The sequence below is a fragment of the Acinetobacter sp. RIT698 genome, from assembly GCF_009668065.1.
GTDB classification, from domain to species: Bacteria; Pseudomonadota; Gammaproteobacteria; order Pseudomonadales; family Moraxellaceae; genus Acinetobacter; species Acinetobacter guillouiae.
This window is the reverse complement of record NZ_WJYH01000008.1, coordinates 26,153-39,021: the sequence shown is the minus strand read 5'-3', so window position 1 is coordinate 39,021 and position 12,869 is coordinate 26,153. Positions and strand designations below refer to the sequence as shown.

General features: G+C 37.4%; 12 protein-coding genes. 10 read left to right on the top strand and 2 right to left on the bottom strand.

Annotated features, from left to right (window positions below):
• Positions 1 to 263 precede the first annotated feature (263 nt).
• The 9 genes from GJV03_RS05315 to GJV03_RS05275 all read left to right on the top strand — a co-directional run bounded on the left by GJV03_RS05315 (position 264) and on the right by GJV03_RS05275 (position 10,632).
• Positions 264 to 2,303, top strand: coding sequence for a UvrD-helicase domain-containing protein (locus GJV03_RS05315; protein ID WP_004722749.1), 2,040 nt, complete (start codon positions 264 to 266; stop codon positions 2,301 to 2,303).
• A 101-nt stretch (positions 2,304 to 2,404) separates the two neighbouring features.
• Positions 2,405 to 2,857: a dUTP diphosphatase gene (gene dut, locus GJV03_RS05310; RefSeq protein WP_004722748.1), complete on the top strand. Its 453-nt coding sequence runs from the start codon at positions 2,405 to 2,407 to the stop codon at positions 2,855 to 2,857.
• A gap of 229 nt (positions 2,858 to 3,086) precedes the next feature.
• The gene (locus GJV03_RS05305; protein ID WP_154129633.1) at positions 3,087 to 4,526 is read left to right on the top strand and encodes a phosphomannomutase/phosphoglucomutase; all 1,440 of its coding nucleotides are present in this window, start codon (positions 3,087 to 3,089) and stop codon (positions 4,524 to 4,526) included.
• 58 nt (positions 4,527 to 4,584) lie between these two features.
• Positions 4,585 to 5,490 carry an acetylglutamate kinase gene (gene argB, locus GJV03_RS05300; RefSeq protein WP_004722746.1) on the top strand — a complete coding sequence of 302 codons (906 nt, stop codon included), beginning with the start codon at positions 4,585 to 4,587 and terminating at the stop codon, positions 5,488 to 5,490.
• Between the two features lie 175 nt (positions 5,491 to 5,665).
• The gene (locus GJV03_RS05295) at positions 5,666 to 6,451 is read left to right on the top strand and encodes a GNAT family N-acyltransferase (RefSeq protein WP_105713223.1); all 786 of its coding nucleotides are present in this window, start codon (positions 5,666 to 5,668) and stop codon (positions 6,449 to 6,451) included.
• A gap of 185 nt (positions 6,452 to 6,636) precedes the next feature.
• Entirely contained in the window at positions 6,637 to 7,485 is an 849-nt protein-coding gene (locus GJV03_RS05290) for a class II glutamine amidotransferase (RefSeq protein WP_016539214.1), read from the top strand.
• A gap of 1,067 nt (positions 7,486 to 8,552) precedes the next feature.
• Positions 8,553 to 9,008 (top strand): bacteriohemerythrin, encoded by a 456-nt coding sequence (locus GJV03_RS05285; RefSeq protein ID WP_056514616.1) that lies wholly within the window; start codon positions 8,553 to 8,555, stop codon positions 9,006 to 9,008.
• A gap of 218 nt (positions 9,009 to 9,226) precedes the next feature.
• On the top strand, positions 9,227 to 10,294 hold the full coding sequence (locus GJV03_RS05280) for a hypothetical protein (protein WP_105713222.1): 1,068 nt from the start codon (positions 9,227 to 9,229) through the stop codon (positions 10,292 to 10,294).
• Between the two features lie 8 nt (positions 10,295 to 10,302).
• Entirely contained in the window at positions 10,303 to 10,632 is a 330-nt protein-coding gene (locus tag GJV03_RS05275) for an RnfH family protein (protein ID WP_035371671.1), read from the top strand.
• An 84-nt stretch (positions 10,633 to 10,716) separates the two neighbouring features.
• Here GJV03_RS05275 and bamE read toward each other — a convergent pair whose 3' ends face one another.
• On the bottom strand, positions 10,717 to 11,115 hold the full coding sequence (gene bamE / locus GJV03_RS05270) for an outer membrane protein assembly factor BamE (protein WP_004722739.1): 399 nt from the start codon (positions 11,113 to 11,115) through the stop codon (positions 10,717 to 10,719).
• 112 nt (positions 11,116 to 11,227) lie between these two features.
• Between bamE and fur the strand changes: the two genes are divergently transcribed.
• Positions 11,228 to 11,665 carry a ferric iron uptake transcriptional regulator gene (gene fur, locus GJV03_RS05265; RefSeq protein ID WP_004722737.1) on the top strand — a complete coding sequence of 146 codons (438 nt, stop codon included), beginning with the start codon at positions 11,228 to 11,230 and terminating at the stop codon, positions 11,663 to 11,665.
• A 79-nt stretch (positions 11,666 to 11,744) separates the two neighbouring features.
• Here fur and GJV03_RS05260 read toward each other — a convergent pair whose 3' ends face one another.
• Positions 11,745 to 12,863 carry a PilT/PilU family type 4a pilus ATPase gene (locus GJV03_RS05260; RefSeq protein WP_004722736.1) on the bottom strand — a complete coding sequence of 373 codons (1,119 nt, stop codon included), beginning with the start codon at positions 12,861 to 12,863 and terminating at the stop codon, positions 11,745 to 11,747.
• Positions 12,864 to 12,869: the final 6 nt, after the last annotated feature.

The window sequence follows — 12,869 nt, the reverse complement described above, 5'->3', positions numbered from 1 at the left end:
TTCTTCTTGCTGCAATGAGTTATCCGTTATGATGGCTTTGGGTGATAGCTTTTGGTTAAGCTTTCGCCACTTGATCACCAGTCAACTGAATAACAACAACTCATAACAAAATAGAGTATTGAAATAAGAAGGTTTGAAACTAAAGCAGAATTTAACTGAAATGATTTTTATCTGGTTTTTATATTGGAAAAATTCAAATTAAGCATTTTGCAACTCTACTTTAGATGACTATAATCGAGCTCGAAGTTTTTAGAGGATGAACAATGTCGAAAGCAAGTCAACTGAATGACAAGCAACTTGAAGCCATGAAATATACTCAAGGACCCTTGTTAGTACTTGCAGGGGCGGGTTCAGGTAAAACCTCAGTAATTACAAGAAAAATTGCGTATTTGGTCCAGCAGTGTGGGATTCCTGCGCATCGAATTACCGCAATGACCTTTACCAATAAAGCTGCACGTGAAATGAAAGAACGTGTGGGTAAGTTGTTAGGTAAAGAAGAAGGGAAAGGGCTTTCAGTTTCGACCTTCCATACCTTTGGTTTAAATTTATTACGAATTGAGCTGAAAAATACCCCACTTAAAAATAATTTCTCAATCCTTGATGCAGATGACTGTAAGCGTATTCTTATGGACTTGATGCATCGTGATAATTTATCGGGTGCTGAAAGCAAAGAATTGATTGCTAAAGCCATGAAGAAAATTTCTGATTGGAAAAATGATTTGATTGTGCCTGAGCAAGCACATACGACTTGTGAAACACCAGAAGATGTGCAGTTTGCCCACTTGTATCAATTATATGAACGAAATTTACGTGCTTATAACGCTGTAGATTTTGATGATCTGATCGTGATGCCAACACGTCTCTTACAAGACAATGCAGAAGTTCGTGATCGTTGGCAAAACCGGGTTCGCTATCTACTCGTGGATGAGTATCAAGATACCAATACCGCGCAATATATTTTGGTAAAATTATTGGTCGGTGTGATGGGGCAGTTCACCGCTGTAGGTGATGATGACCAATCCATTTATGCATGGCGTGGCGCAAAGCCTGAAAATATGGCATTGCTAAAAGAAGATTTCCGCAATTTAAAAGTGATTAAACTGGAGCAAAATTACCGTTCTACCAGTCGTATTTTAAAAGCCGCGAACCATGTCATTGAAAATAATCCACATATCTTTGATAAAAAGTTGTGGAGTGATAAAGGTCATGGTGAAGTCATTAGAATCATCACCTGTCGTAATGATGATGATGAATCTGAACGTGTGGTAAAAGACCTGCTCACGCATAAATTGATGAATGGTAAAAACTGGAAAGATTATGCGGTGTTGTATCGCGGAAATTTCCAAGCACGTGTATTGGAAACTCAGCTACGTCAAATGCAGATTCCATACAAGCTCTCTGGTGGTCAATCTTTCTTTGGTCGTGCAGAAATTAAAGATGTGATGAGCTACTTACGCATCATCATTAACCCTGAAGATGACAGTGCTTTCCTTCGTATTATCAATACGCCTAAACGTGCAATTGGCCCAGTAACACTTGAGAAGTTAGGTCTTTTTGCCCAAGAAAATCATTTATCACTGTTGGCTGCGGCAAGTGATCAACGCTTAACTATGGTGATGCCGAAAAAGGCCACCACACAATTGGCTGAGTTTGCTGGCTTTATCAATGATTTCACTCGTGAATTGTTAGATGACGATGAACCTGTTCCTAAAATTCGTCAAATGATGAATGATGCAGGCTATATCGATTATTTACGTGAAACGGCTGCAACGCCTGCACAAGAAAAAACCAAGATTGATAATGTGGAGATGCTCTATACCAGTATTCAAAGCTTAATCAATCGTGCTGAAGATGTAGATGAAAAGAACATTGAAAGTGTGATTCGTAAAATGGTGTTGCTGGATATGCTTGAGCAACAACAGGAAGATGAAGACACTGATAAGGTCAACCTGCTGACATTACATGCATCTAAAGGTCTGGAATTTCCATTTGTTTATATTATGGGCTTAGAGGAAGAGCTTCTGCCACATAAGAACTCTATTGCCGCTGAAACGATCGAAGAAGAACGCCGTTTAATGTATGTAGGCATTACCCGTGCACAACAAGGTTTGACCTTAACTTTGGCTGAGCAGCGTAAAAATGGTGGGCAAATGAAACAAATGACCCCAAGCCGCTTCTTAGATGAATTACCACAAGATGAGTTGGATTGGTTAGGTCGTAAGAAAAAATTAGCTGAAAATGTTGATCCTAAGCAACAGGCACAGCAATATTTACAAAACTTAAAAGCGTTATTAAAACGTTAATTTTTTAAATCAGTTCTTTTATTTTTCTTTCGATTTGCTTTTAAACAGATCGGAAGACATAGAAGAACCTTTAACAGCTTTATTTAACCAAGGATTTCAATATGAAAGTTCAAGTAAAAGTACTTGATCAACGTTTAGGTCAAGAATGGCCAATGCCAACATATGCAACAACAGGTTCAGCGGGTTTGGACTTACGTGCATGTGTTGAAGAAGCAATTCAAATTGAACCTGGTCAAACTGTGTTGGTTAAAACAGGTATGGCCATTTATATTGAAGATACTAATTTTGCTGGTCTGGTTTTACCACGTTCGGGCTTGGGCCATAAGCATGGGATCGTATTGGGCAATTTGGTTGGCTTAATTGATTCAGATTATCAAGGCGAATTGATGGTTTCTGTTTGGAATCGTGGTCAAACCACCTTTACTTTAGAGCCAGGTGAGCGTTTAGCACAGTATGTTTTAGTGCCTGTAGTTCAAGCGCAATTTGATATTGTAAGCGAATTTGAAGCGACTGAACGTGGTGCTGGTGGTTTTGGTCACACTGGGAAGAACTAGATTTCTCTCATTATTTTAAAGCCTGATTTATCAGGCTTTTTTAGTATTATGTTTATTTGTAACAAAAAGTATGTATAACGCTGTATATAAAATTGAATATATTATCAAGAGTTTTTTAGTATATTGCATTTGACCCGATATAAATATTCTCATATAAATGAATTGCTTGCTTATCATTAGAGCGATAAAGCTGACGAAATAAAGGGTTAAGCAAATAGAAGTTTTGCTTATGAAAAAGATGAATGATTTTCCTTTTCAGATTTTCCGCGCCTATGATATTCGTGGAAAAGTTGAAATGATGCCACCTGAATTGATTCAGGCAATCGCATATGCTTTAGTTGATCAACTGATTGAAAAGGGTCAATCAAAAATCACCTTAGGATACGATGCACGATTAAGTAGTCCTGCATATGCTCAAATTATCAAACAGGTATTTCAAAATAAAGACATTGAAGTCACTGAAATAGGTTGTTGTGCTACGCCACAATTGTACTTTGCTGCAAGAAATACGCAGGGCAATGGCATTATGGTGACAGCGAGTCATAATCCAAAAACCGACAATGGTATTAAATGGATTATGCAGTTTGAGCCACCGTCTCCTGAAATGATTCAAAACATAGGCACTCAAGCAAAAAGTTATCTGCAAAGTGAGCAGTTTCCATTGCTTGATACAGGATCGTTTGTTCAAACAGCGGCTCATCAAATTAAATCTGAATTTTGTTTATCCTATAAATCTGCATTATTAAAAGATATTCACTTAACCCGACCGCTCAAAGTCGTGATTGATGGCTTAAATGGTTCCGCAGGCTTTTGTGCTAATCTTGTTTTAAAAAAATTGGGCTGTGAGGTGATTGCATTACGCTGTAATGCTGATGGAAACTTCCCTGACCATGCACCAGATCCTTCACAAGCCACACATTTAGAATTATTACGACAAAATGTACTCAATCATCAGGCAGACATTGGTATCGCTTTAGATGGTGATGGTGATCGCGTGGTTTTATTGGATGAAAATGCCCATATTATTTCAGCGGATCGGCTTTTAGCATTGTTTGCCCAAATGTGTTTAAAAGATCATCCACAGCATGAAATTGTGTTTGATGTGAAATGTTCATCTATGGTACGTCAAGTGGTTGAACGTTTGGGCGGTCAAGCCAAGATGATTCGAACTGGTAGCAGTTTTTTACGCAAATACATGTCGCAATCAAAAGGCCAGGCTGTCTTTGGTGGTGAGTACGCAGGTCATTATGTATTTAATGATGGGCGTGGACTTGGTTATGACGATGGTCTATATGCTGCCTTACGTGTGATGGAATACTTATGTGGTTTCCCTCAAGCAACATTGTCTGAAATCTTAGCTTGTTATCCAGATCGTTTTTATACTGAAGATACCTATATCAGTACCCATCGTACTGATCCGAAAATTGTTTTGAATGAGATCGAACAGCTCAGTCAACAATTTGGTGCTGAGCTGAGTAAAATCGATGGTGTTCGCCTTGATTTTGAGCATGGTTTTGGCATTATTCGGGCATCAAATACAGGTGAATATTTTACCGTACGTTTTGATGCAGATTGTCCAAATTGTTTAAATGAAATTCGTCAGACATTTGCGTCTATGCTCAGTGATCGTTATCCTATGATCGCCCAAGATATTCTACAGGCACACTGATTTCTTGCATCATCCATATTCATCAGTCTAATTCCTACAGCTCACTAAGGAGAGGCGAATGCCACATCAGCATACTGGCATCGACAAAGCGCAAATATTGACAGAGGCTTTGCCATATATTCAACGATTTTCAGGTAAAACACTCGTTGTAAAATATGGTGGCAATGCAATGACTGATCCAGAGTTGGAAAGCTCATTTGCTCGCGATATCGTTTTACTCAAAACTGTAGGTTTAAATCCGATTGTCGTACATGGTGGTGGTCCACAAGTAGATTCATTGCTTAAACAGTTGGGCCGTGAGTCTGATCGTATTGATGGAATGCGGGTAACGGATCCTGCAACCATGGAAGTGGTCGAGATGGTTTTAGGCGGCAGCGTCAATAAATCTATCGTTAATCTGATTAATCAGCATGGTGGACGTGCCATTGGTTTAACGGGTAAAGACGGTAATTTATTGCGTGCTCAAAAGCTCTTGATGGAAAAGACACTTGCAGATGGTACAGTCACGCAAATTGACTTGGGTCTAGTTGGGGAAGTGACTGGGGTTAAAACTGACGTTTTAGAAATGTTTACCCAAAGTGATTTTATTCCAGTGATTGCGCCTTTAGGTGTAGATGAAGACGGTCAAACTTATAATATCAATGCAGACTTAGTCGCAGGTAAAGTGGCAGAAGCTTTGGGCGCGGAAAAATTGATTCTATTGACCAATATATCAGGTGTTTTAGATGAAAATAAAAACCTCCTGACTGGACTAAGTACTCAAGAAGTCGATCGTCTCATTGAAACTGGGGTGATTTACGGGGGGATGATTCCTAAAGTGGGTTGTGCCTTAGATGCGGTTAAAGGTGGGGTTGTGAGTGCGCACATTGTAGATGGGCGGGTACCTCATGCAACACTCTTAGAAATCTTTACCGATCATGGTGTAGGAACGTTAATTACCAACCGTGCCAAGCCTCAGAAATAATTTTTAATCAGTACATTATTTTTCTTCAAAAGCCAGTGTAAAACATTGGCTTTTTTGTTTTGCCGATTTTATTTCAAATTAACCATTCATAGCGTGTTTTTAAACGGTCATTTTTTCGTCATATAAGTGTCATCGGGATTGCCTAGTGTAAGTAAAAGCTCAAGGAGTCGAAAATATGTTCGCAAAATTAAATCAGTATCGTCAGAACTTCCAGAACTTAAATTTACCGTTACCAAAACCTAAAAAAGCACAATCACAATATAAATTTGAATGGGTTGAAGACCTGAAACAACTCAAAGAAGTACAAAAATTTCGTGCAGTACAATTCGCAGATCAGTTTGGCATTACATTTGAAAATGGATTAGATCAAGATTTATATGACCTTGATTGTGAGCATGCGGTATTACGTGATAAATGGAGCAATGAGATTGTTGCCTATACACGTCTGAAGTTGATTCAGGGGCATGAGCTTGCACGTAGTTATAGCGCACAAGAATTTGATGTTTCTCAACTTTCACATCTATCCAATATTGTGGAAATAGGCCGTACGTGTGTACATCCGCGTTATCGTAATGGACGTGCATTGTCGATGTTGTGGTTAAATTTGGTTCCGACAGTGCTATGGAAAATGAAAGCAAAACACTTAATGGGATGTGTCAGTATCCGTTTGGAAGACAATAAGGCACGTGCTTACTATACGCATCAGCATTTGAAGAAAATGACTGCCAAACAGTCGATTGATATAAAGGCAAATCCCGCTTTTGAACCGAGCCATCCAGAGTATAGCTTTCCACAAGATGAACGAATTCCAAAGTTGTTTGATGTCTATTTGAAAATGAATGCGCGTTTATCGAAACAGGCATATCACGATGAAGCATTTAATTGTTTAGATTATTTTGTCTTTTTAGATGTCAATGAAATTGCCAAAAACTTTGTTTTAAACAAAATGGTTAATCGCTGAGTGTCCGAAAAATAAGGGGACTTAGAGTTTGATATCCTAAAAGTACCCAAATCATTTTGCTGATCTGGGTTAGGTCATGGGTATAATATGCATCTGTTTGCAGTTATTTTCAGTTATTGAGATTTGCAAGCAGCTGTGTAGTCATGCACAATATTCTTATAAATAAAATGTTGTATGAATACACTATGTGCCAATTGCTTGGAATGAACTGCGCTGCTCCCACTGATATTACTTTTTCGTTTCGTGGGTTTTCTCAACGTGCAGGAATAACCTCTGATCATTCTGATGGGTTTGGTATTGCCTTTTTTGAAGATAAAGCATGTCGTTTATTTGTCGACAATCAATCTGCAGTCTTGTCACCGATTGCTGAACTGGTACGTAACTATCCAATCAAATCACGGAATGTGATTGCGCATATTCGCAAAGCAACTCAAGGTAAAATCACCTTAGAAAACTCCCACCCCTTTATTCGTGAGTTATGGGGTAGACAGTGGATTTTTGCGCACAATGGTGATTTACATAACTTTCATCCACATTTGTCAGGGCGTTTTACCCCTGTAGGCAGTACCGACAGTGAGCTGGCATTTTGTTATTTGCTTGAACAACTGGTTTTAAGATTTGGTTATTTTGAACCGAGTTTAAATGATGTATTTGCCTTGCTTGAAGAAATTTCACCTAAAATTGCAGAATATGGCACTTTTAATTTTTGCCTCTCCAATGGACAAGCATTGTTTAGTTATGCGACAACGAAGCTGCATTGGATTGTACGCGAGTATCCATTTACATATGCACGCTTGGTCGATATTGATGTCGATATTGATTTTAGTCAATTTACGACAAAAGAAGATCGTGTTGCCGTGATTACCACAGAGCCATTAACTCAAAATGAAGTTTGGACCGCATACCAACCTGGTGAGATGATTTTATTTAAAGATGGTCAAGTGATAAAAACAGCAACAACACATGTTGAAAGACTTGCTCGTGAGGCTGCTGATCCAAGTTTGGTTAGAGTCACCAAGGCAGATCAATATTAGTTTGATCTGAATGAATTCATATGATGATTGGGGGGAGGTGTTATTCGCTAACTCCATGTTTTTCAAGTATAAATCATTGTAAAAATAAAAAACAATTCAATTTAACTAGCCCATTCAGGTTTTTATAGGTGCTTTTGTACTAGCTATAGATGCAAGAATTATCTTAGATCGATAGCAATTTCCTTATCATTCGGTTACAGGGTTTTTTTCACTAAATCCTGTAAAAATTACTTCGAATTATTTATTGTAAATCGCATTATTTTGAATGATCAAAGTCTCATATTAAATTGTATAGGATGGTCATCTTTGATACTTAACGGAGTATTTTTATGCTACTACAACAAACAGAAGACAATCAAAATAATAATGTTTAATCATATTCTCTTGAAAAAAATGAGTAATAATATCGTTATAATTGTTTAAATATTAAAGTTGTTTCATAAATCAAAAAATGATTATGTGGCATGAATCATATTGGTATTGAAAGTTCCTTCTCGCTTTGGGAGAAGGCTAGGATGAGGGCGCTTTTATGTTGATTTATGGTTTTAAAAAGGACTTATGAAAGAAGTCTATTATATAAAATTGTCGTGATAAAATTTATATTTCAACTCTTTTAAGAGTAAATCATGAAATAAGCGGAATAAAAATAGAAAATAAATTTCACTTGAATAAAGAAATTATTTAAAAATATAACAAAATCACAAAAGAATATTTTTTCTTATTTTGCAAAAATGATTGAGTGATTTTATCACGAGAAATCGTGTTGAAAATAGTAAGTAAAATATCATTTGAGTGGTTGTTTAAAATTTTTAGATTACACATTCATAATCATTTATTCATTCTAAATAATAAATATAGACAATCAATAAAATTATTTAAACTTAATAATTGGTTAAAAAATATCTTACTCTTTTAGTGCGGATTAAAATATTATCTAAGTATAAACAATAACTTAATTTATTTCATAGTTTTTTTAATGAATCCCGACTAATACAGTTCATTTTTATTTATAGAGATAGCCGTTAATATGGTTGCTGAAGGTCAAGACATTATTTTAAGGTGATCGTATGAAGATGAGATGGATTCCAGAATATAATACGGGTATCGATGTGATCGACGATCAACATAAACGGATTTTGGATTATATCAATGAAATTGATGAAATCGGTATGGCAACGGATCGTACTCGTATTAAGCAAATTCTTGATAATATTATTGACTATACACAATCCCATTTTACCTTTGAAGAAAGCTTACAAGAAGAAGCGGGTTATAAATACCGTGTTCCTCATAAACGCGTACATGACTTATTTATTAAACGTATCGAAAGTTATCGTACCAGTTTTGAAGAAGGGCATTCTATAGAAAAAGAATTGCATGAAGTATTGTCTAAATGGTTAATTAATCATATTCAGCATGATGATGCAGATTATGTAGGGGCTGTAAAATTAAATATGATGGGGATCATTAAAGAAAACGAAAAGAAAAAAGGCAAAAATTGGTTTGCAAGATTTTTTTCATAATTTACAGGCATTTTATGATTGTGAAATTATGGGAATCACCAGCTCTCTAACTAAAAAAATTCAGAGGGGATAAAAAGAAATAACAAAGATTATAACAATATCTAGCGCAGCAAATCATCGAGGGGTGATTTGCTTTTTTCTTTTAAGCTTTGATTTTCAGCATCGACAAAGGCAAAATAGCAGAACTTTTTACGAAACACCTCATGCAGGATTATTCTATGTCACGATGGTTATCGCCGCTCATGGCATTTTGTTTATCATTTATGATTATCGCAGGTTTAGCTCCAAGTCTGGGTATTCAAATTGATCGACAAATTGATTTTTGGATATTGTGGTTAGTGTCAATGCTGGTGTTGGCATTGCCGATTACTTATTTAGAAGTTGCTTTAGCAAAGCGTTCTAAAACAACTGCACTCAATGCCTTGTCTAGCTTAACTCGTGATGCTGATGCATCACAATCGTGGCGTATTGTGGGTTGGCTGGCTGTTATTTTTATTCCATTCTTAGCGGGTGGGATTTTATCGAATATCAGTCAAAGTGCTGTGCAGATTGCGAATTTACCGATAGAAGGCCATCTGTTATTTGCAGGTGTCGCTGTGGTGGCTTTTGCTTTGTCTTTTGCGCCTCGTCAAATTTTAGTGGGTTTGATCACGATAGGCGTGCTGCTTTCTTTAATCCTTGCACAGATTTTCGGTACACACTTACAGGCTTGGCATGTTACTCCTGTAGAGTTTAAGGAGTGGGGCAATGCAACGATTTTAGCCCTTGTGGCCACAGGTCTCGGTTTAGGCTTGTATTGGCAAACTAGCTTGTTGAATGTTCAACAGAATAATGAGGCATCTAAAACAGCTTTACCGATTTGGATTGCGCAATTGGTTGCTGTGATTGCCTTTGGTTTTTTTGCGGCTTCAGCACAAATCCCTGCGTATACTTTATTATTTACTGCAGTCATTTCAGCCGCGTTATTATTACAACTAGGCAAAGAACAGTTAGCTCAACGTCAAGTCGCAATACTTATTCAATTTGTAGTGTTGTTGCTGGGATTGTTCACTTGGGCAATTCCAAACATTGCAGTGCTGTTTAATCCATTGCTGATGATTTGGGGCTTGGTCATTTGCTTGATTTATTCGATCTTTGTGGGTTGGATCATGAAAATCAGCCATCTACGTAAAGCAATCAATTTTAGTTCAGAAGCATTTTATAATATTTGGCGTATTGCGGTACGAATTGTTTTACCTTTGAGTATTGTGTTGGCATTGGTATCCTATATTGGACAGTTAATTTAAGGGTCAAGGTGAATCTCGTGGCAAAGATTTGGGTGGCATATGCTGCCGAAAAGCAACAATTTCACATTGAGTTACAATTTTCTCAAGGCATGACGATTGCCGATGCAATTGCGCAAAGTGGATTGGCGCAACAAGTAGAATTACCTGAAAATTTTAGTTTCGGTATTTTCGGAGTGAAAATAAAAGCGCAATCGCATTTGCTACAAGCAGGTGATCGTGTTGAAATTTATAGAGCTTTAACGATTAATCCAAAAGATATTCGTCGCAATCGCGCAAAAGCAAATCCTGTCGGACGTTACTGCCGTGGCAATCGCTATCAACAATTGTTATTTAAATAAGGCGTTATTTACAATAATCGCTTTAAACAATTGAATGCATATGAAAAACCCCTCATTGAGGGGTTTCTTTTTATCGCAAAGTGTCTATAGTGGGGGCGCATTCAATATTGCTTCTTTAGAAGCAGGTAAACCAGGTTGAGACTCAGGAATGGTTTCTAAACCTTCAATTTTGTTTACGACACCTGATTGATCAAAATAAACCTTTAAATGTTGGCCATGTGCTGCGGGAATCTTCGCTTTTTTCGCGTAAGTTCCTGGGATATAGTTGTAAATGTAATCCCATCGTCCTGGATTCAATGGATCTGAGACTGTTGGGCTACCCAACAAGAACTGTACTTGTTGGTAGGTCATACCGACTTGAATTTTTGAAGCTTGAGCTTGGGTTAACGGTGTTCCCTGAGGAATATCGACTTTGTATACTCCAAATACAGAACAACCACCAAGTAAAGAAGCGACGAATAACGTCAGCATGATTTTTTGCATTTTGCTACACTATCCCAAATTAATTATGATGCAATTGATCCAAGGATAGATCATACTGCATCTCAACTCTGTTGCATATTCCAACTTAAAATTTGTTGAGAGACCTTTTTATATGCCTATTTCAAATCAAGATTTACGCAAAGCTGGACTTAAAGTTACCCTACCACGAATCAAGATTTTGGAATTATTAGAAAATTCAAGACAACACCACTTGAGCGCGGAAGACATTTATAAAACATTACTCGAACAAGGTGAAGATGTCGGTCTAGCGACCGTATATCGTGTGTTAACACAATTTGAAGCTGCTGGAATTATCCAGCGCCATCATTTCGAAAACAATCATTCTGTTTTTGAAATTATGCAAGAAGATCATCATGATCATTTGGTTTGTCAAAATTGTAATAAAGTCGTTGAATTTACTAATGAAACCATCGAGCATGAGCAACATTCGGTAGCTGAGAAACACGGCTTTCAATTGACTGGACATTCTTTGAATCTGTACGGTTATTGTGATGAACCTGCATGTCAGGAAGCTTATCGTAAGCGCTAGAATCACATAAATACAACAAATGAAGAGGGGGCTTAACTAAGCCCCCTCTTTTTATATCAGCTTATTTTTTGCTTTTGAACTATTGTCCATCAAAGGTGAGTTTGCTATTTGAATTGAGTAGCTGTGCACCACCTTCTTCATCCAATTTGATTTGTAGACGTAAATCATTTGGAGAATCAGCATGTTTAAGTGCGTCTTTATAGGTAATTTGTCCCGCTTTATAGAGGTCAAATAACGCTTGGTCAAATGTCTGCATACCTAATTCACGAGAGCGCTTCATCAAATCCTTAATTTCATGTACATCACCTTTACGGATTAAGTCTGAAACTAACGGTGAGTTGATGAGAATTTCAATTGCAGCACGACGAGAATTACCGTCTGGTGTTGGAATCAATTGTTGCGCAACCATGGCTTTGAGGTTAAGTGATAGATCCATAAACAACTGGCTATGACGGTCAGACTCAAAGAAGTGAATAATCCGGTCAATTGCTTGGTTGGCGTTGTTGGCATGCAGTGTGGCAAAGACTAAGTGGCCTGTTTCAGCAAAGGCAATGGCATAGTCCATAGTTTCACGAGAGCGGATCTCACCAATCAAGATCACATCTGGTGCTTGACGCAAAGTATTCTTAAGCGCAATTTCAAAAGAATCTGTATCAATTCCCACTTCACGTTGGGTAATAATACATCCTGCATGTTCGTGTACAAATTCAATTGGGTCTTCAATGGTGATGATATGACCTTTAGAATTTTGATTGCGATAACCAATGATGGACGCAAGCGAAGTTGATTTACCTGTTCCTGTTGCACCAACAAAGATGATGATCCCACGTTTTGTCATTGCAAGATCTTTAAGAATAGGTGGTAATTTAAGCTCATCCATGGTCGGAATTTGAGTTTCAATACGACGCAAAACCATTCCAGGCATATCACGTTGTTGAAAAGCGCTGACACGGAAACGCGCAGTTTTATCGCGATTGGTAATGGCAAAGTTACATTCACGGGTCTCAGCAAATTCTTTACGCTGCTTTTCACTCATAATAGAGTTAAGCAATTGCATAATAATTTCGCCGTTTAACTTGGTTTTTACCACAGGAACAATTTGACCATTAATTTTCATTGATGGTTCAACATCGGCGGTAATAAATAAGTCTGATGCTTTTTGCTCAATCATCATGTTGAGCAAGTCATTAAAGTCCATCTTTTT

Coding starts and splice junctions, on each gene's coding strand:
- GJV03_RS05280 (WP_105713222.1), top strand. CDS start 9,227: ATGTCACGATGGTTATCGCCGCTCATGGCATTTTGTTTATCATTTATG.
- GJV03_RS05295 (WP_105713223.1), top strand. CDS start 5,666: ATGTTCGCAAAATTAAATCAGTATCGTCAGAACTTCCAGAACTTAAAT.
- fur (WP_004722737.1), top strand. CDS start 11,228: ATGCCTATTTCAAATCAAGATTTACGCAAAGCTGGACTTAAAGTTACC.
- GJV03_RS05290 (WP_016539214.1), top strand. CDS start 6,637: ATGTGCCAATTGCTTGGAATGAACTGCGCTGCTCCCACTGATATTACT.
- GJV03_RS05285 (WP_056514616.1), top strand. CDS start 8,553: ATGAAGATGAGATGGATTCCAGAATATAATACGGGTATCGATGTGATC.
- dut (WP_004722748.1), top strand. CDS start 2,405: ATGAAAGTTCAAGTAAAAGTACTTGATCAACGTTTAGGTCAAGAATGG.
- GJV03_RS05315 (WP_004722749.1), top strand. CDS start 264: ATGTCGAAAGCAAGTCAACTGAATGACAAGCAACTTGAAGCCATGAAA.
- GJV03_RS05260 (WP_004722736.1), bottom strand. CDS start 12,863: ATGGACTTTAATGACTTGCTCAACATGATGATTGAGCAAAAAGCATCA.
- GJV03_RS05305 (WP_154129633.1), top strand. CDS start 3,087: ATGAAAAAGATGAATGATTTTCCTTTTCAGATTTTCCGCGCCTATGAT.
- argB (WP_004722746.1), top strand. CDS start 4,585: ATGCCACATCAGCATACTGGCATCGACAAAGCGCAAATATTGACAGAG.
- bamE (WP_004722739.1), bottom strand. CDS start 11,115: ATGCAAAAAATCATGCTGACGTTATTCGTCGCTTCTTTACTTGGTGGT.